The organism is Helcobacillus sp. ACRRO (assembly GCF_022347125.1).
Classification (GTDB): domain Bacteria; phylum Actinomycetota; class Actinomycetes; order Actinomycetales; family Dermabacteraceae; genus Helcobacillus; species Helcobacillus massiliensis.
In genome coordinates this window covers 37,754-53,965 of sequence record NZ_JAKRNG010000016.1, presented here as the reverse complement: position 1 = coordinate 53,965, position 16,212 = coordinate 37,754, and the positions used below count along the sequence as shown (strand labels likewise).

Below are 16,212 nucleotides of genomic sequence, written 5' to 3'. Positions count from 1 at the left end.
GACCCCGCGACCCCCTCACCGTCATCCGCCCCCACCGTGCGCGGCATTCCCTTGACGGAGGTCCCCGACCCGATCGAGCTCGGCATCGGGGAGAGCATCTCCATCGAACTGGGGCACTCCCACCCGTCCGTGGGCATGCAGTACTACGTGGTCATCGGCGATCAGCGCCACCGCTCCCGCATCGATGACCCCACCATCGGCGCCGAGATCACCCACATCTCGGCTGACCCGGGGCCGATTGAGCCCGGTGGGGACCGCGGCCACAGCGTCCTCACCATCACCGGCACCGCCCCCGGCGAGCAGGAGGTCCGGGTGCTCTACTGCTTCCAGTCCGCGCCGGACCAGAACGGCTCCTGCGACCAGAGACGGGTGGGCAGCGCCGAAGGACTCACCGATGAGACCTTCCGCGTCCGGGTGGAGGAGTGAGCATGATGGACACGACGCACCTGAACCGCCGCATGCTGCTCGCATCCGTCGGCGCCCTGGGCATCACCACTGCGACCACCGGCTGCGGAATGCTCGGCATCACCCGCGGCAGCCGGCCCGGGCTCGAGGGGGCGCCCAGCGACAAGCGGCCCGGGCTCGATGGGGTGCCCAGCGAGGTGGAGCCGGTTCTGCACAGCGATGTCAGCGGCCCCCTCGAACTCTGGAAGCGGGAGAACGCCCTCATCGACCTCGGTGTCTCCCACCCGTCCGTCGGGAAGGGCTTCAGCATCGTCGGAGCCGTCGACGGCGTCTACCGCGACAGCATCCTGGAAGCTCGGGTCCGCCACGTCTCGAAGGAGCGGAACAACGGCGCCGGTGGCCGCGCCGGTGGCGACGGAGGCCGCTCCTACCTGCACGTGTGGGCGAACGGCGGCATTGCCGGCACGGTCGATCTGCGGGTGGTCTACTGCTTCCGCGATCGGCCCGACCAGAACGGGACGTGCGATCAGACCTACGCCAGGCCCGGCGAGGACGTCGTCGATACGACCTTCACGATCCGCGTCATGTGAGATAGCGGTACATCGGGTCCATCGGGTCGATCCGCTCGATCGGCATGTTCGACGTTGCGATCCGTGCCAGCAGCGGCTCCAGGTTCTCCCGGGCGCCCAGTTCGATGCCGACCAGCGCCGGCCCCTGTTCACGGTTGTTCCGCTTGATGTAGTCGAACAGGACGATGTCGTCGCCCTCGCCGAGGACCTGGTCGAGGAACCGGCGCAGCGCGCCCGGCTCCTGCGCGAACGTCACCAGGAAGTAGTGCTTCAGTCCCTCGTGCACAAGGGATCGCTCCACCACTTCGTTGTAGCGGGACACATCGTTGTTGCCACCGGAGACCACCACCAGGATGTCCCCGTCGGCCTCCCCTTCGGGGCGGGCGGCGGCCGACGGGTCCTGCCCCTCAGCCGTTGCCTCCCCGGGGACGGCGCGGGTGGTGACCGCGGTCGCCGCCAGCGCGCCCGCGGGCTCCGCGATGATGCCCTCCACCTGGTACAGGTTCAGCATCTCGGTGCAGACAGCGCCCTCTTCGATCGCGATCAGCTCCGGTGCGATTCGGTCCACCAGCTCCAGGTTGGCGCGGCCGGCGCGGCGCACCGCGGCGCCGTCGATGAACGAGTCGATCTCCGCGAGGGTGACTGGCTTGCCCTGCCGCACCGCGGTCGCCATCGACACGGCACCGGCGGGCTCCACCCCGACGAGGCGGACCGACGGCATGCGCTCCCGCAGCCACGCGCCGGTACCGGCGATCAGACCGCCGCCGCCGACGGGCACCACGACAGTGCCGATCTCGCTGCCGAACTGCTCGCGGGCCTGCGCGACTGCTTCGCGCACCACCGTGCCCTGACCGGTGATGACAGTCGGGTCGTCGAACGGCGGCACCATCGTGGCGCCGGTGCGCTCCGCATCGGTGTGGGCGGCCTCAGCGGCGTCGTCGAACGTGTCACCGGTGAGGACCAGCTGCACCCATTCGCCGCCGATGGCGAGGATGCGCTCCCGCTTCTGCTTCGGGGTGCGGGTGGGGACGTAGATGCGGCCCTGGATCTTCAGCCGGTTGCAGGCGAACGCAACGCCCTGCGCATGATTGCCGGCGCTGGCTGTCACCACACCGGCGGTCCGCTGTTCCGGCTCGAGGCCCGCGACGAACAGGTAGGCGCCGCGGATCTTGTAGGAGCGCACCGACTGCAGGTCCTCCCGCTTGAGGAACACGTTGCGGCCCGAGATCTCCGAGAGCCGATGGGAGCGCTCCAGCGGGGTGCGGCGGACGACTCCGGTGAGGATCTCCGCGGCCTGGTCGATAGCGTCCGCGGTGACGTCGGCGGGGGATTCGATTCTCACGGGGTGCCTCCTTCGGGCAGGACGAGGCCGGTGGCGACGGCGGCGACGCCCTCGCCGCGGCCGGTGAGGCCGAGCCCGTCCGTGGTGGTGCCGGCGATGGACACGGGGGCGCCGAGCGCTTCGCTCAGCACCTCGGTCATCTCCTGCCGACGGGGCGCCAGCTTCGGCCGGTTTCCGATCACCTGCACGGACGCGTTGAGGATTTCGAAGCCGGCGGCGCGGACCCGGCGGGCGGCTTCGCGGACGAGGCGCTCACCGGACGCGCCGGCGAACTCCGGGTCATCGGTGCCGAAGTTGGAGCCGAGGTCGCCGATGCCGGCGGCGGATAACACGGCATCGCAGACGGCGTGGGCGGCGACGTCCGCATCCGAATGGCCCACGAGGCCGACTTCGCCCTCGAAGAGGACACCGCCGATCCAGAGGGGCCGGTCGGAATCGGGGGCGGCGAAGGCGTGCACGTCCGTGCCGATGCCGATGCGCGGGTGGGCCATGGGAGTCCTTCCACAGCGGGGACGGGGAACCAGGTCAGTCTAGGCGGCGCCGTGCGCCTGGATCAGATCGACCAGCGAATCGATGACGTGGTCGGAACCGGTGCCCAGCAGCAGCGGCATCCCGGACACGACCGGGATCCCGAGTGATTCGGGCAGCTCCACGGTGGAGACCACGATGTCCGCGCTGAAATAGGGGGAGAGAAGGTCCATCACGGTGGCCTGACGGACACGGGCGGCGATGTCCCGTTCGGCCAGGCAACGGCGGACCTCCTGGGTCAGGCGCACCGAGGTGGCGACACCGGATCCCCCGACAATGGCAATCGTGAGCAACAGGGTTCTTTCGCGAAGCGTGGACGTGGCAGTGGAGTGCTGTGGTTCTCCCCACCCTATGACACTGTGTGAACCGGCGCGAGTGGACCCGACCACGTGCGCCCACCGCGGCGGCCCGCCTCTGGATGCGCTCGCCGCCTACACTGGAGGGGTGAGTGACCATCGCCCCGCTGCTGCGCCTGCCCCGAGCCCACCTGTTCGCGGCGGCGCTGACCGGCCCCTCGCCGCAGGCGTGGTCCTCGCCGGCGGCAGCGGGTCCCGCTTCGGCGCCGGCATCAACAAGGCATTCCTCACCCTCGCGCACCGCAGCATCGCCAGCTGGTCCCTGCTCTCGATGGCGGCGGTGGACGGCATCGGCCCCCTCGTGTTCGTGGTCCGCCCCGAAGATCGCGACCACGCCGAGCACACGGTGGCCCGCGAACTGGGGGAGCGGCGTGTGGAGATCATCGGCGGCGGCGCCACCCGCCAGGAGTCCGAGCTGCAGGCGCTGCGCCACCTCGCGGACCGCATCGAGAGCGGCGCGGTGGACACCGTGCTGATCCATGACGCCGCCCGGCCGCTCGTCTCCCGCGGCCTCATCGCCACGGTCCTGCGCACGGCGCGCCGCCACGGCGGGGCGCTGCCCGGATTCCATGCGGACGACATCGCGGCGCTCGCACCGAGCGACGGCGCGGACCGGCTCGCCGCCGAGCAGCCGTTGGGCGACCTGATCCGGGTGCAGACCCCGCAGGGCTTCCGTGCCGATGCGCTCCTGGAGGCCTACGAAGCAGCGGCCCGCGACGGGTTCGCCGGCACCGACACCGCCTCCTGCATCGAGCGGTACACCACCACCCCCGTGCAGTGGGTGCGCGGGGAAGCGGAGAACTTCAAGATCACGTTCGCGCAGGACCTCGCGCTCGCCACCGACGTGGTGCGCGCCCACGGACTCGCCCCCGGCCGCTGACGCGTCTGATCCGGCGCCGCGAACGGCCGCGGTCGCCGAAGAGTGCTGATCCGCTCAGGCGGGCCGACGGGGCCCGGACGTGTCACGGGCCAGCCCCAGCGCGATCTGCGCACGCCACAGGGACAGCTCATCGGTCATCGGCTCACCCGCATGGGAGCCGTCCACGACCACCACGTCAGCGCCGATCGCCTGCATCTCCCGCACCGCCGACTGCGTGGTCCACTCATGCTCCAGCGCCCGCTCCAGCAGATGCAGATCCACCACGATCGGGGACTGCAGAGCGGTCAGCGACGCCCGCTCGATATTGGTCAGCTGGTCGCCCCGCACGCTCTTCACCGAATCCGTCACCGGGATCCCCGGCACCGCACAGACGGCGCCGTCGCGCCACGCCTGCACAACGGAGCGGACCGTCGCCTCGGTGGTGAGGGGGCGGCCCGCGTCATGCAGCAGGACTCCGTCGGCCCCCTGCTGGCTCGCCCACTGAGCGAGCACGCGGCAGACGTCCTGCGGGTGAGCGGTCGCGGCGGCCAGCGCCGCCGTCCCCGCGATCTCGGCGTGGTCACTGCTCGCACGGCCGGGGGCGGCCGTGATCAGGCCGACGCGGCCGCCGGCGACCGACGGATCCACCACGGTGTCCAGGGAGCGCACGGCCCGCTGGACAAGCGACATCCCGCCCAGGATGCGCCCTCCGGGGACGTCGGAGGAGTCAGCGCTCGCGGCGCTGACGGCACATGCCAGACGGGATGTCATCAGCTGGTCAGCTGGGCTCAGGATGCGAGGACCTCGTCGAGGATCTCGTCAGCGCGCTCCTGGTCGACGTCCTCGGCGAGCGCGAGCTCGCTGGTGAGGATCTGGCGAGCCTTGGAGAGCATGCGCTTCTCACCGGCGGACAGGCCGCGATCCTGGTCGCGGCGCCACAGATCGCGGACGACCTCGGCGACCTTCTTGATGTCACCGCTCGCCAGCTTCTCGACGTTAGCCTTGTACCGGCGGGACCAGTTGGTCGGCTCCTCAGTGTGCGGCTGACGGAGGACATCGAAGACCTCCTCGAGACCCTTCTTGTCCACGACATCGCGGACACCCACGAGCTCAGCGTTCTCCGCCGGAACTTCGATGGTGAGGTCGCCCTGCGCCACCTTCAGCTTGAGGTAGGTGCGCTCGACGCCCTTGATGGTGCGCTGGTTGACCTCTTCGATCAGAGCAGCGCCGTGGTGTGGGTACACAACGGTCTCGCCCACAGAGAAATTCATGTCATCGGCCCCTTTCATCCGCTCTATCCTAGCAAACCCCCGATGTGCTAGGGTGTGCGCTCCACATCACGGCGAGCCCGTCCCACGGCCCGCCCCCGCGGGGAGGACAGGGCCGGGCGGGGTGTCGGCGCCCACGCGCGGGGCATGCCAGGTCGAGCCGATGACGCCCTGAGAATACTGGTACCCTTGGGAGGTCGAAGGCCGCCCGGCCGTCCCTTTCCCCTCCCGAGGAGTGAGCGTGAAGATCCGTCGCCCGTCTGCCCGCATCGCCGCAGCGGTCGCCTCCGTCGGCATCGCAGTCGTGATGTCCGGCTGCAGCAACCTGAATCCCATTCAGACCCACGAGTTCTACCAGTCCGCGGAGGGCACTGTCGCGAACGTGTACCCCGCTGGTCCGGGTGAGCCCGTCGGCCTGCGCAACATGCTGATGATCAAGACGGACGACGGCGCGGGCCTGTTCACCGGCACCCTCTCCAACGACACCGCCGAGGAGCAGACCGTCGAGATGACCGGCAAGGCCGGCGACACCGAGCTCTTCTCCGAGACCGTCACCATCCCCGCCAACGGCACCGTCGACCTCGGCGAAGGGGAGCACCAGGCGATCAAGGTCGACCAGCTGTCGGGCATCGAAGCCGGTGACAACATGCAGGTCACCTTCTCCGCCGCCGGTTCCGAGGACACCGTCACCGTGGCGGTCCTCGACACCTCCCTGCCGTACCTCAAGGAATACGTCGAGGGCCTCACCACCCAGCAGTGAGACCCTCGTCGCTGTGACCGGCCGGCCCGGTCAGGCGTCCTCGAACTTGTATCCGAGCCCGCGCACCGTCACCAAGGTGCGCGGGTTCTTCGGATCCTCCTCGATCTTCGAGCGCAAGCGCTTCACATGCACGTCGAGGGTCTTGGTGTCCCCCACATAGTTGGAGCCCCACACGCGGTCGATGAGCTGACTGCGGGTGAGCACGCGGCCGGCATTGCGCAGCAGGAACTCCAACAGGTCGAACTCCTTCAGCGGCAGCTGCACGCGCTCACCGCGCACGCTCACCACGTGGCGCTCAATGTCCATCCGGATGCCGGCGGCTTCGAACACGCCGTCGTCCTCCGCCTCATCCGCGGCCGCACCGGCAGCGTCAGTGCTGCGGCGCAGCGCCGCCTTTACGCGCGCCATCAGTTCACGGGACGAGTACGGCTTCGTCACGTAGTCATCGGCGCCGAGCTCCAGACCGAGGACCTTGTCGAACTCGTCGTCCTTCGCGGTCACCATGATGACCGGGACGCTCGAGGTGCGGCGGATCTCGCGGCACACATCCGTTCCGCTCATGCCGGGCAGCATGAGGTCCAGCAGGACCAGGTCCGCGCCGTGACGGTTGAAGATCGCCAGACCGTCCACGCCGTTGTCCGCAACTGCCACCTCATGGCCCTCACGCTGCAGGGCATAGCTGAGGGGATCCGAGAACGACTCTTCGTCTTCGACGACAAGGATGCGGGCCATGCTACGAATTCTCCTTCATTCGGGCACCGGCTGCCACCGGAACGGACAGCTCGGGGATCTGGAGGGTGAACGTGGAGCCGGCATCGAGCACCGACTGGGCGTTCACACTGCCGCCGTGGTCATTGGCGATGTGTTTGACGATCGCGAGGCCCAGGCCGCTGCCGCCGCGGGCGCGCGAGCGGGCCTTGTCCACGCGGAAGAACCGTTCGAAGACGCGCTCCAGGTCCTCGGGGCTGATGCCCATGCCCTGGTCGCGGACTGACACCTCGATCATGCCGTTGTGGCGGCGCGAGCAGATCGTCACGGTCGAGGACTTCGGCGAGTAGGTGACCGCGTTGGCGATCAGGTTCGACAGCGCCGTGATCAGCATCGACCGGTTGCCGTACACCAGCAGATCGTCCTGCGCCTGGTTCACGAGGCGGATGCCGGCGCCCTCCGCCACGGTCTGGTTGACGGTGATCGCCTGCTCGGCCACATCCGCCATCGACACCTCGTCGGCGTCCTGCAGGGCACTGGAGCCCTGGATTCGGGACAGTTCGATGATCTCGCGCACCAGGGAGCTCAGTCGTGTGGACTCCGACTGCATGCGCTGTGCGAAGCGGCGCACCGCGACCGGGTCGTCGGCGGCGTCCTCCATCGTCTCGGCGAGGAGGGCGAGGGCGCCGACTGGGGTCTTCAGCTCATGGGACACGTTCGCAACGAAGTCGCGGCGAGTGGCCTCCACACGGGTGGCGCGGGTGAGGTCGTCCGCGAGCAGCAGCACGTGGTCGGCGCCGATCGTGCCGATCTTCACGGAGATGATGCCGGTGCCGTCGGCTTCGTGGGAGCGGCTGAGCTCCAGGGTCTGGTCGCGGTATCCGCCGTTGGAGCCGACGTCCGTGACCATGTCGATGAGGACGGGGGAGGCGAGGCGGGGGTAGTCGCCGTTGGTGGCGCGGACGATGCCGTAGCTGAATGCGAGGGGCGAGGCGCGGACCACGTCACCGGTGCGGTCCAGCAGCACGTGGGCGGTGGAGATGATCGTGAGGATCTCGGAGGTGACGTCTGCGACGGCCTGGTGCGGGCGCGGCATGTCGACCGTGCGGCGCGAGTCGTTGCGCTGCAGGGCGACCATGGCGGCCACGCCGAAGACGACGCCGATGGCACCGGCGATGAGAAGAAACAGGAGATCCACCCTTCCACCCTAATCCGTCCGTTGAGCGGTCCGGTCGTCGGGGCGGCTGGCTGCACGGGGCCGATCGGAGGAATTCACGGCTCGTTCACTTGGAGGTCACGGAGGGATCAAGGTGGGCCACAGACGAGTGGGCCCGGCCACCTCCGCGCAGGGGCGGGGGACCGGGCCGTTCAGCGGAGATCCGCTGGCTGTGGGGCCAACGGATGCCGGGGCGTCAGCCGCGGTTCATCGGCGGACGGCGGTGCGCCAGACGGTCAGCACCGCGCTCCGCGCCCCGCTGAGCCGCCAGCTGCAGAGCCGCGATGACCGCGCCCGAGAGGACCGTGTAGAGGCTGATCTTCCACACCGGCAGGGCGTCGTAGGAGGACTCCATCGCGCGGATCTCCTGCTTCGACGCGCCCTGCTTCTTGGCGCGCTTCATCTCCTCCTTGAGTGCCTTGTCGTTGTCCTTCTGCACCTTCGACGTCGGTGCCTGCTCTCCGAACACGACTCCCCAGGCGCCGTTGACGAGCTTCGTGCCGATGACGCCGGCGAGTGCGCTGGCGGCGGTCATCGCGAGCTTCGTGGCGATGCCGTGGTTCTGCTTGGCCATGGATATCTGCCCTTCTGTGGTTCCGGATGCGCGAGAGAGTCTACGCGCCGCGCCTGGCCGGGCACCGGGAGGCCGGGCCCGGCCGGGCGCTGTGCGCGGGACTCAGAGGTTCTCCTTCGCCCATTCGTCCAGGCGGTCCTCCTTCAGCGCGGTGCGGAACTTCTCCATTCCGGCGTCGTCGGTCGCCACCACGGACGCACCGCCCGAGGTGGTGGTGGGGTCGCCGTGCGGCATGGAGCCGTAGGTGATGTCCTCCGAGCGGAGACCGCGGTTCGCCAGCCCCAGCTGCGCCACCTTCGTACCGGTGAGGCCGTCGTCCACCGTCATGTACGGGGTGATGTCGCCGGCGAGCTGCTGGATCTTGTTCGGATCGGACAGGGTGTCCCCGGAGAGGATCTTCCCGACCAGAGCGCTGAGCAGCGCGCGCTGGTTGGCGTTGCGGTCGAAGTCGCCGCCCGGAAGCTGCTTGCGCTGGCGGACGAACGTCAGCGCTGTCTCGCCGTCCATGTGCTGGGTGCCCTGGGTGAACTGGATGCCGTCGCCCTCGAAGCTGCGGGACACCTCCACGTCCACACCGCCGAGGGTGTCGACGATCTTCTTGATGCCGTCGAAGTCCACCAGCGCCACGTGGTCGATCTTCGTTCCCACGTACTTCTCCACGGTCTGCGTGGCCAGCGGGACACCGCCGTAGGCGAGTGCCGAGTTGATGCGGTCCTTGCCGTGGCCGGGGATGTCGATGTACAGGTCGCGCGGGAACGACAGCACATAGGCGTGCTTGTTGTCCGCATCGATGTGCACCAGCATCATGACGTCGGAGCGCTGACCGGTGACGGTCTTCGCCTCCTCGCCGCTGCGCTTGTCCGAGCCGAGCAGGAGGATGTTCGTGCCCTTGCCCTGCGCTTCGCGGTCCTTCTTATCCAGCGTCACGAAGTCCACGTTCTTCTGGTACTTGTCGTTGAGGGAGAAGAAGTAGCCGCCCACCACGGCGGCGGCGACCAGCGCGAGGATCAGAACAGCGGACAGGCCGCAGCACAGGCCCTTGCGGCGGCGCGACCGGCGGCGGCCCGTCGGCGCGGCCTCATCAGCGGCGAGCGCGCCGTCGTCGGGGCCGTCGAAGTCGTCACGGTCGAACAGGTCGTCGCGGTCGTCATGGGTGGAGCTCATCGGCAGGTCCCCTCGGATGCTCAGCGGGTCGTGGGTTCAGAGGCGGCGCTGCCGTCCTCGGTTGCGCTCGCCGCCGGTGCAGCCGGCTTCTGAGCAGAATAGGAGAGGTCCCAGATGAGGCGGCCGGCGCGCAGCGCCTTCCCCTCGAACGCGGTGCGGACACGGCGCTCGAACCGCGGAGCCCACCCCGTGGCGGGGGAGTCCTCCGGGATCTCGTCAGTGGTGGAACCCGTCGGCCTCGGGCCGTCCGGGTGGTCGTTGGTGAAGAGGCCGCGGGCGGCCACCGTCTCGAAGGCGTGCGCCTGGTGGCTGGCGTAGTCCGCCCAGTCCGTTGCGGTGCGGACCCGGCCGCCCGGCTTCAGCAGGGTGTGCAGCTCCTCCAGGAAACCGGCGGAGACGAGGCGGCGCTTGTGGTGCTTCGTCTTGTGCCACGGGTCGGCGAAGAAGATCCACACCTCCTCCACGCTGCTCTCCGGCAACAGGCCGGGCAGGGAGTGCTCAGCATCGAACTCGAGGATGCGGAGGTTCTGCGGCAGGCCCAGGCGCTGCAGGTGCACGACGGTCTGGGCGTTGCCCGGCCCCCACACTTCGAACGCGAGGAAGTTGTGGTCCGGCATATCCGCTGCGGCCTGGGCGATGTTGTCGCCCTGACCGGAGCCGATCTCGATGATCAGCGGATTGTCGTTGCCGAACAGCTCCACCGGGTCCAGGCGCACATCCGGGTGGATGAGAGTGTCCCGCTCGCCCTGGGGAACGTCCAGCATGTACTGCTCGTGGTGGGCGTCCCACGCCTCGGTCTGCTCCTCGGTGAGGCGGCGGCCGCGGCGCACGAAGCTGACGATCTCGCGGCGGGGACGGGAGGCGGCGGCGCTGCGGGTCCGGCCGCTGTTCTCAGTCGGGGTCTGTTCAGGCATCAGCGCGGGACACCTTGCCATCGGTGACGGTCAGCTTCACGGTGGGCAGGGGCTCCACGGCAGGGCCCTGCTCCGGAGTGCCGTCCTTCAGTTCGAAGGTGGAGCCGTGGCAGGGGCAGTGCAGCACCTCTTCCTGCGGGGACAGAGCGCAGCCCTGATGGGTGCAGTAGCCGGAGTAGCCGGTGAGGTCCTCCCCGGAGCCCCGCACAACCGCGACGTAGCCGCGGGATCCGCCGAAGTCCACCACGGTGGTGGCGTTCTCCGGGATCTCATCGAGGCTCACCTGGCCGGACGCGTCACTGGTCACGGACGACGGCTTGTCGGGGTTCTTGCCGCGGTCGGGGCCGCAGCCGGTCATCGCGATCGCCGCGGCGCCGGTGACGCCGAGGGCACCGAGGGTGCGGCGGCGCAGGCAGGGCTGGGAGAGCGGAGAGTCAGTCATGTCCACAGACTACCCGGACCGATCCGATTCCTTCGGCGGAGCCTGGTCGTCCGGGCGAGGATTCACAGCGAGCCAGTGGTCCGCCTCCGCCACGAGGACGCCTCGGCGCACGGTGATCGGCTCACCTGTGCGGGCGGACTCTGCGACGCTCCGGCACATCTCGGCCTGCCGGGCCTCATCGCGTTCGAAGTACTCCAGCGTGCCGCTGTGCACCGGCTCCAGGCAGAGACGGTCCCAGGCGGGCAGGCCGGCGGCGATCTGGCGGGCGCGCAGGAACTCCGCATCGATGATGGTCCCGGTGATCAGAACGATGGCGGCGAGCCACGCCAGCACGAGGATCCCGATGAGGGAGTTCAGGGTGGTGAGGACCTGGGCGTAGGAGGTGATGACCTCCAGCAGCCAGCCGAGGGCCGCTGCCGCCCCGAACAGGGTGAGGACGCTGAGCGCGGAACCGGCGGTGATGAGCCGCTCGTACGGCAGGCGCACGTTCGGCACGTACACGGAGGTGAAGGAGATCAGCACCGTGATGAGCAGCAGCAGGATCGGCCATTTGATGATGCTCCAGGTGTCGAAGGCGGCCTCCGGGACGCCGATGTGGACGCCGACTCGGCGGGAGAACTCGTTGCCGAGCAGCAGCACGATCATCGCGAGGGTGAACAGGACCATCAGCAGGACCGTTTCGCCGAGCACCACGAGGCGGAACCAGAGGAACCTGCGGCCCTCGCGAGTGTTGTACACCCGGTGCATGGTGCGGTGGTAGGCGGCCACGCCGTTCGAGCTGGAGATGAGGGACCCGGCGATGCCGAGCACGAGGCCGGGCAGACCGCCGCCGGTGGTGGACAGCGTCAGCACGGCGCGCTCCCACGGTTCCGGGTCGGCGGTGGGGAAGATCTGGGTGATGAGGGAGCCGACGGCGCTGACGCTCTGCTCCTCGATGCCGAGCATCGACAGGATCGAGATCAGCGCGATCGAGGCGGGCAGGGAGGACAGCAGGGCGTAGAAGGTCATGGTGGCGGCGACATCCCACACCTGCACTTCGAGCATGCGCACTCCCACTCGGTGCAGAACGTGGATCACCGTGAGGCGCGGACGCCTCACGGTGATCTCAGACTTCCGCGAGCCCATGCCGACGACTCAGCGACGGCGCATCAGGCGCGCTTGTCGCCCACCAGCTTCCACGCGGCCGGAAGCAGCGCAGCCGCGGCGACGGCCTTCACGATGTCGCCCGGGATGAACGGCACGAGGCCCTGCAGGAGGGTGGTGGAGAGGTCAGCGCCGGTGGCCAGAGCGAGCCACGGGAGGCCGGCGGCGTACACCAGGGCGGTGGCGGCGATCGCCGCCAGGACGGTGCGCCAGGCGGAGCGGTCAGCGCCGCGACGGGCGGCGACGCCGAGGGCGGCGGCCGCGAGCACGTAGCCGATCACGTAGCCGAAGGAGGCGGCGGCGACACCGGTGGAGGACCAGCCTGCGAGTACGGGAGCGCCCACGGCCGCGAGCACGGCGTACAGGCCGACGGCGGCGGTGCCGCGCGCCGGGCCGAGGCTCGCGCCGACCAGGAGGGCGCCGAAGGTGGCGAGGGTCAGTGGCACTGGGGTGAACGGCAGCGGAATCGACACCTGGGAGATGAGCGTCAGGGCCGCGGTTCCGGCGAGCACCAGGGCGATGGTGCGGGCTGCGGAGGAAGCGGGCAGGAATCGCTCGGACAGCACGGGGCGGTGCGCCAGCGTCGTTGCGGAGGAGGTCATAGCGTTGATCCTTGGGTTGGGCGAACTGGTCAGTGCGGCGGCGGTGCGGCGGTGGAACGGGTCAGCTCGTGTGAGCGTCCGGCTCCCCCTCCGCGTCCGACGGTGCGCCCTCAGGATACTCCCAGGGCGACTCGGGGTCGGCGGGGACCGTGCTGGAGACGACGGTGCCGTCGGCCCGCACGTCCCCGACGGAGGACGGCGTGCGCAGCTCCCCGGGCGCCAGCACCGGGCCGTGGCCGTCCAGGGCGACGGCGACGCCGTCCGCGGTCACGCGGACGCGCTGCCCGCGCACATCGACCTCGATCTCGGGGCCGTCCAGCAGCGTGAAGGCGATCTCGTCCGCGGTGACGCGCACCTCGAAGCGGGAGCCGCGCACCAGCAGGCTGAACTCGAGGGACGGCCAGGCCGCCGGCAGCCGCGGATCGAACTCGAGCTGTTCGCTGTCGCTGCGCAGCCCGCCGAAGCCGTGGACGAGGGCGTTCCAGACACCGCCGGCGGAGGCGATGTGGACACCGTCGCTGGTGTTCCGGTGCAGGTTCGCGAGGTCCACGAACAGGCCGTCCATGAAGTAGTCCATCGCGAGGTCCTGGTGGCCCACCTCCGCCGCGATGATCGACTGCACGACCGCGCTCAGCGTGGAGTCGCCGGTGGTGATCGGGTCGTAGTACTCGAAGTCGGCGCGCTTCTGCTCGAGGGTGAACTCGCTGCCGCGCAGGAACAGTGCGAGCACCACATCGGCCTGCTTGATCACCTGGAAGCGGTAGATCACCAGCGGGTGGAAGTTCAGCAGGAGCGGGAAGCGGTCCTTCGGCGTATTGGCCACGTCCCACACTTCGCGGTCCAGGAACTGGTCGTCCTGCGGGTGGATGCCGAAGTTCTCGTCCCAGCCGATGTACATGCCCTCGGCGCAGTGCCGCCACTCCGCAATCTCGCCCTCGTCGATGTCCAGGCGCTCCACCAGGGTGCGGTAGGCGCCCGGGTCGCGCTCTGCGAGCTCGGTGACGACTTCGGCGGCCTTCTCCAGGTTGTTCTTCGCCATCACATTGGTGAACAGGTTGTTGTTCACCACGGTGGTGTACTCATCCGGGCCGGTGACGCCGTGGATGTAGAACACGGCTTCGCCGTTGGAGCGCCAGAAGCCGAGATCGGCCCACATACGGGCGGTCTCCACCAGCACCTCCACGCCCTGGGAGTCCATGAACTGCTGGTCGCCGGAGACGGTGGTGTAGGTGTTGAAAGCCCACGCGATGTCGGCGTCGATGTGATACTGCGCGGTGCCGGCGGCATAGTAGGCGGAGGCCTCCTCGCCGGTGATGGTGCGCCAGGGGAACAGCGCGCCGCGCTGGTTCAGCACGGTGGCGCGCCGGCGCGCGGACTCCAGCAGGCCGTAGCGGAAGCGCAGGGCGTTGCGAGCCCATTCCGGAGAGGTGAAGGACAGGAACGGGACCACGTAGATGTCGGTGTCCCAGAAGTAGTGGCCCTCGTACCCGGAGCCGGTGACGCCCTTGGCGGGGATTCCGCGGCCGTCGGCGCGCGCAGCGGCCTGAGCGAGCTGATAGATGCACCAGCGGATCGCCTGCTGGATGTGCTCAGCGCCCTCCACGCGGACATCGGAGCGGCTCCAGAAGTCCTCGAGGAACTCCGCCTGCCACTGGTGGTACTGGGCGAACCCGTACTTGCGGACCCGGTCCAGGGTGCGGCCGGTGCGGTCGGCCAGCTCGCGGCCGGGAGCGTGGGAGCCGTAGTGGTAGGCCACGGCCTTCGTCACGGCCAGGCGCTGCCCCTCCGCGAGCTCCGCCCGGAACACCGTGCGGCCGAGGTCCTCGGAGACATCGGTGGCGAGGTCGACATCGACCCCGTCGGCCGTGGCGACGTCGTGGTCGCAGGCCACGGACACGCCGATGCCGGAATGGGCGGTGCGGTAGCCCAGGTGGATCCGCCCGTCCCGCTGCTGGGTGTGCTCGGTGTGCAGCACGCGGTGGTCGAACTTCGCGGCCTTGCGAGGGTCGGCGCTGCCCTGGTCGGTGGTGCCGCCCGCTTCGCGGTCGAGGTCCTCGCGGTTGAGGACCTGGGAGGAGATGAGGATGGGGGCGGTGCCCTTGACCATCTCCACCTCGTAGGTCATCAGCGCGAGGTGCCGGTCGGTGAAGGACACCATGCGAGTGGAGGTGACGCGGACGTGCTTGCCGGCGGGGGTGCGCCACAGCACGCGGCGTCGCAGCACGCCCTCGCGGAAGTCGAGGGAGCGCTCGTAGTCGAGGATGTCCGCCTTGGACAGCACGAGCGGCTCATCGTCCACGTACAGCTTGATGACGGTCGAATCGGGGACGCCCACGATGGTCTGACCGGCGGTGGCGAAGCCGTAGGCGGACTCCGCGTGGTGGATGTCCCAGGTCTCGTGGAAGCCGTTGAGGAAGGTGCCGTGCTCGGTGGCGTCACGGCCCTCCTCAGGGGTGGCGCGCATGCCGAGGTAGCCGTTGGCAGAGGCGAAGATCGTTTCGGTGACGCCGAGGTCGCCACCGGGTCGGCTCTCCACCAGGCGCCACGGGTCGACCGGGAACTGCTGGCGGTCCATCGGGTCGCGCCGGTGCGCGTGCGCGGTGTCGTGCGGGCGGGGAGTCATGCGAGCACCCCCAGGTCGTCCACCACGAGGGTCGCGCCGGCGGCGTACAGCTTCTCTGCTCCCACGCCGCGGTTCACGCCGAGGACGGCGGCGAACGGCCCGGCGGCGCCGGCCTTCACCCCGGAGACGGCATCTTCGACCACGAGGGCGGCGGCGGGGTCCGCGCCGAGCTGTTCGGCGGCGTGGACGAACGTGTCGGGAGCGGGCTTGCCCGGCAGTCCCTCGCGCTCGGCCACGTTGCCGTCCACGATCACGCCGAACCGGTCGAGGAGACCGGCGGCGGTCAGCACCTCTTCCGCGTTGCGGGAGGAGGAGACCACGGCGATGCGCACGTCGTCGCTGAGGGAGTCGAGCAGCGCCACAGTGCCGGGGTACGGCTGGACCCCCTCCTCGCGCAGCAGGGTGAGGACGAGGTCGTTCTTGCGGTTGCCGAGGCCGCACACCGTCTCGGTGGACGGGTCATCGGTCTTCTCGCCCCAGGGCAGGCCGATGCCGCGGGACTTCAGAAAGGAGTCGACGCCCTCATAGCGGGGCTTGCCGTCCACGTAGTCGAAGTAGTCGTGATCCGTGTACGGCTCGCTGATGCCGCGCTCGGTGAGGAACTCGGTGAACATGCGGTCCCAGGCCCGCATGTGGACCTCGGCGGTCGGTGTGATCACTCCGTCCATGTCGAACAGGATCGCTGGGAAGTCGGAGAGGCGGAATTCGGCCACGCTGGGGTGCTTCGACGTATTCACGC

The 16,212-nt window shown here is 69.5% G+C and carries 19 protein-coding genes; 4 read left to right on the top strand and 15 right to left on the bottom strand.

What is annotated here, in order from left to right:
- Both MHY20_RS07275 and MHY20_RS07270 read left to right on the top strand, forming a co-directional pair.
- Positions 1-426, top strand: a 426-nt coding sequence (locus MHY20_RS07275; RefSeq protein ID WP_239375913.1) for a hypothetical protein, incomplete at its 5' end; no start/stop codon positions are given.
- A 2-nt stretch (positions 427-428) separates the two neighbouring features.
- Positions 429-995 (top strand): hypothetical protein, encoded by a 567-nt coding sequence (locus tag MHY20_RS07270; protein WP_183376578.1) that lies wholly within the window; start codon positions 429-431, stop codon positions 993-995.
- On the opposite strand, the gene ilvA is transcribed toward MHY20_RS07270, so the two are convergent.
- From ilvA to MHY20_RS07255, 3 genes are read right to left on the bottom strand one after another with little or no spacing between them, the layout of a single operon-like run.
- On the bottom strand, positions 988-2,310 hold the full coding sequence (gene ilvA, locus MHY20_RS07265) for a threonine ammonia-lyase IlvA (protein WP_239375917.1): 1,323 nt from the start codon (positions 2,308-2,310) through the stop codon (positions 988-990). The genes MHY20_RS07270 and ilvA overlap by 8 nt on opposite strands.
- Before the next feature lie 2 nt (positions 2,311-2,312).
- On the bottom strand, positions 2,313-2,807 hold the full coding sequence (gene ispF, locus MHY20_RS07260; protein ID WP_239375912.1) for a 2-C-methyl-D-erythritol 2,4-cyclodiphosphate synthase: 495 nt from the start codon (positions 2,805-2,807) through the stop codon (positions 2,313-2,315).
- Between the two features lie 39 nt (positions 2,808-2,846).
- Positions 2,847-3,137 (bottom strand): PTS lactose transporter subunit IIB, encoded by a 291-nt coding sequence (locus MHY20_RS07255; RefSeq protein WP_239375911.1) that lies wholly within the window; start codon positions 3,135-3,137, stop codon positions 2,847-2,849.
- 151 nt (positions 3,138-3,288) lie between these two features.
- Here MHY20_RS07255 and MHY20_RS07250 point away from each other — a divergent pair, with 151 nt between their 5' ends.
- Complete coding sequence (locus tag MHY20_RS07250; RefSeq protein ID WP_239375910.1) at positions 3,289-4,080, top strand: IspD/TarI family cytidylyltransferase; 792 nt, start codon at positions 3,289-3,291, stop codon at positions 4,078-4,080.
- A 54-nt stretch (positions 4,081-4,134) separates the two neighbouring features.
- Here MHY20_RS07250 and MHY20_RS07245 read toward each other — a convergent pair whose 3' ends face one another.
- Positions 4,135-4,749 (bottom strand): 2-C-methyl-D-erythritol 4-phosphate cytidylyltransferase, encoded by a 615-nt coding sequence (locus MHY20_RS07245; RefSeq protein ID WP_239375909.1) that lies wholly within the window; start codon positions 4,747-4,749, stop codon positions 4,135-4,137.
- 98 nt (positions 4,750-4,847) lie between these two features.
- Complete coding sequence (locus tag MHY20_RS07240) at positions 4,848-5,330, bottom strand: CarD family transcriptional regulator (RefSeq protein WP_183376588.1); 483 nt, start codon at positions 5,328-5,330, stop codon at positions 4,848-4,850.
- Between the two features lie 238 nt (positions 5,331-5,568).
- Here MHY20_RS07240 and MHY20_RS07235 point away from each other — a divergent pair, with 238 nt between their 5' ends.
- Positions 5,569-6,087 (top strand): hypothetical protein, encoded by a 519-nt coding sequence (locus MHY20_RS07235; RefSeq protein WP_239375908.1) that lies wholly within the window; start codon positions 5,569-5,571, stop codon positions 6,085-6,087.
- Positions 6,088-6,117: 30 nt separating this feature from the next.
- Here MHY20_RS07235 and MHY20_RS07230 read toward each other — a convergent pair whose 3' ends face one another.
- The 10 genes from MHY20_RS07230 to MHY20_RS07185 all read right to left on the bottom strand — a co-directional run bounded on the left by MHY20_RS07230 (position 6,118) and on the right by MHY20_RS07185 (position 16,210).
- Positions 6,118-6,819: a response regulator transcription factor gene (locus MHY20_RS07230; protein ID WP_239375907.1), complete on the bottom strand. Its 702-nt coding sequence runs from the start codon at positions 6,817-6,819 to the stop codon at positions 6,118-6,120.
- Position 6,820: 1 nt separating this feature from the next.
- Positions 6,821-7,993, bottom strand: a complete 1,173-nt coding sequence (locus MHY20_RS07225; protein WP_239375905.1) for an ATP-binding protein — start codon at positions 7,991-7,993, stop codon at positions 6,821-6,823.
- Positions 7,994-8,207: 214 nt separating this feature from the next.
- Positions 8,208-8,585 (bottom strand): DUF4235 domain-containing protein, encoded by a 378-nt coding sequence (locus tag MHY20_RS07220; RefSeq protein WP_183376594.1) that lies wholly within the window; start codon positions 8,583-8,585, stop codon positions 8,208-8,210.
- 102 nt (positions 8,586-8,687) lie between these two features.
- Complete coding sequence (locus tag MHY20_RS07215) at positions 8,688-9,749, bottom strand: LCP family protein (protein WP_239375903.1); 1,062 nt, start codon at positions 9,747-9,749, stop codon at positions 8,688-8,690.
- Between the two features lie 20 nt (positions 9,750-9,769).
- Positions 9,770-10,663: a tRNA (guanosine(46)-N7)-methyltransferase TrmB gene (trmB, locus tag MHY20_RS07210; RefSeq protein ID WP_239375901.1), complete on the bottom strand. Its 894-nt coding sequence runs from the start codon at positions 10,661-10,663 to the stop codon at positions 9,770-9,772.
- Complete coding sequence (locus MHY20_RS07205; RefSeq protein WP_239375899.1) at positions 10,656-11,105, bottom strand: Rieske (2Fe-2S) protein; 450 nt, start codon at positions 11,103-11,105, stop codon at positions 10,656-10,658. The genes trmB and MHY20_RS07205 overlap by 8 nt, the downstream gene beginning before the upstream one ends.
- A gap of 9 nt (positions 11,106-11,114) precedes the next feature.
- Positions 11,115-12,203, bottom strand: coding sequence for a YihY/virulence factor BrkB family protein (locus MHY20_RS07200; RefSeq protein WP_239375897.1), 1,089 nt, complete (start codon positions 12,201-12,203; stop codon positions 11,115-11,117).
- 50 nt (positions 12,204-12,253) lie between these two features.
- Positions 12,254-12,850: a biotin transporter BioY gene (locus MHY20_RS07195; protein ID WP_239375895.1), complete on the bottom strand. Its 597-nt coding sequence runs from the start codon at positions 12,848-12,850 to the stop codon at positions 12,254-12,256.
- A 61-nt stretch (positions 12,851-12,911) separates the two neighbouring features.
- Positions 12,912-15,473 (bottom strand): glycosyl hydrolase family 65 protein, encoded by a 2,562-nt coding sequence (locus MHY20_RS07190; protein ID WP_239375893.1) that lies wholly within the window; start codon positions 15,471-15,473, stop codon positions 12,912-12,914.
- Entirely contained in the window at positions 15,470-16,210 is a 741-nt protein-coding gene (locus tag MHY20_RS07185; protein WP_343217739.1) for a beta-phosphoglucomutase family hydrolase, read from the bottom strand. Before MHY20_RS07185 ends, MHY20_RS07190 begins: the two co-directional genes overlap by 4 nt.
- Between the last annotated feature and the right edge of the window lie 2 nt (positions 16,211-16,212).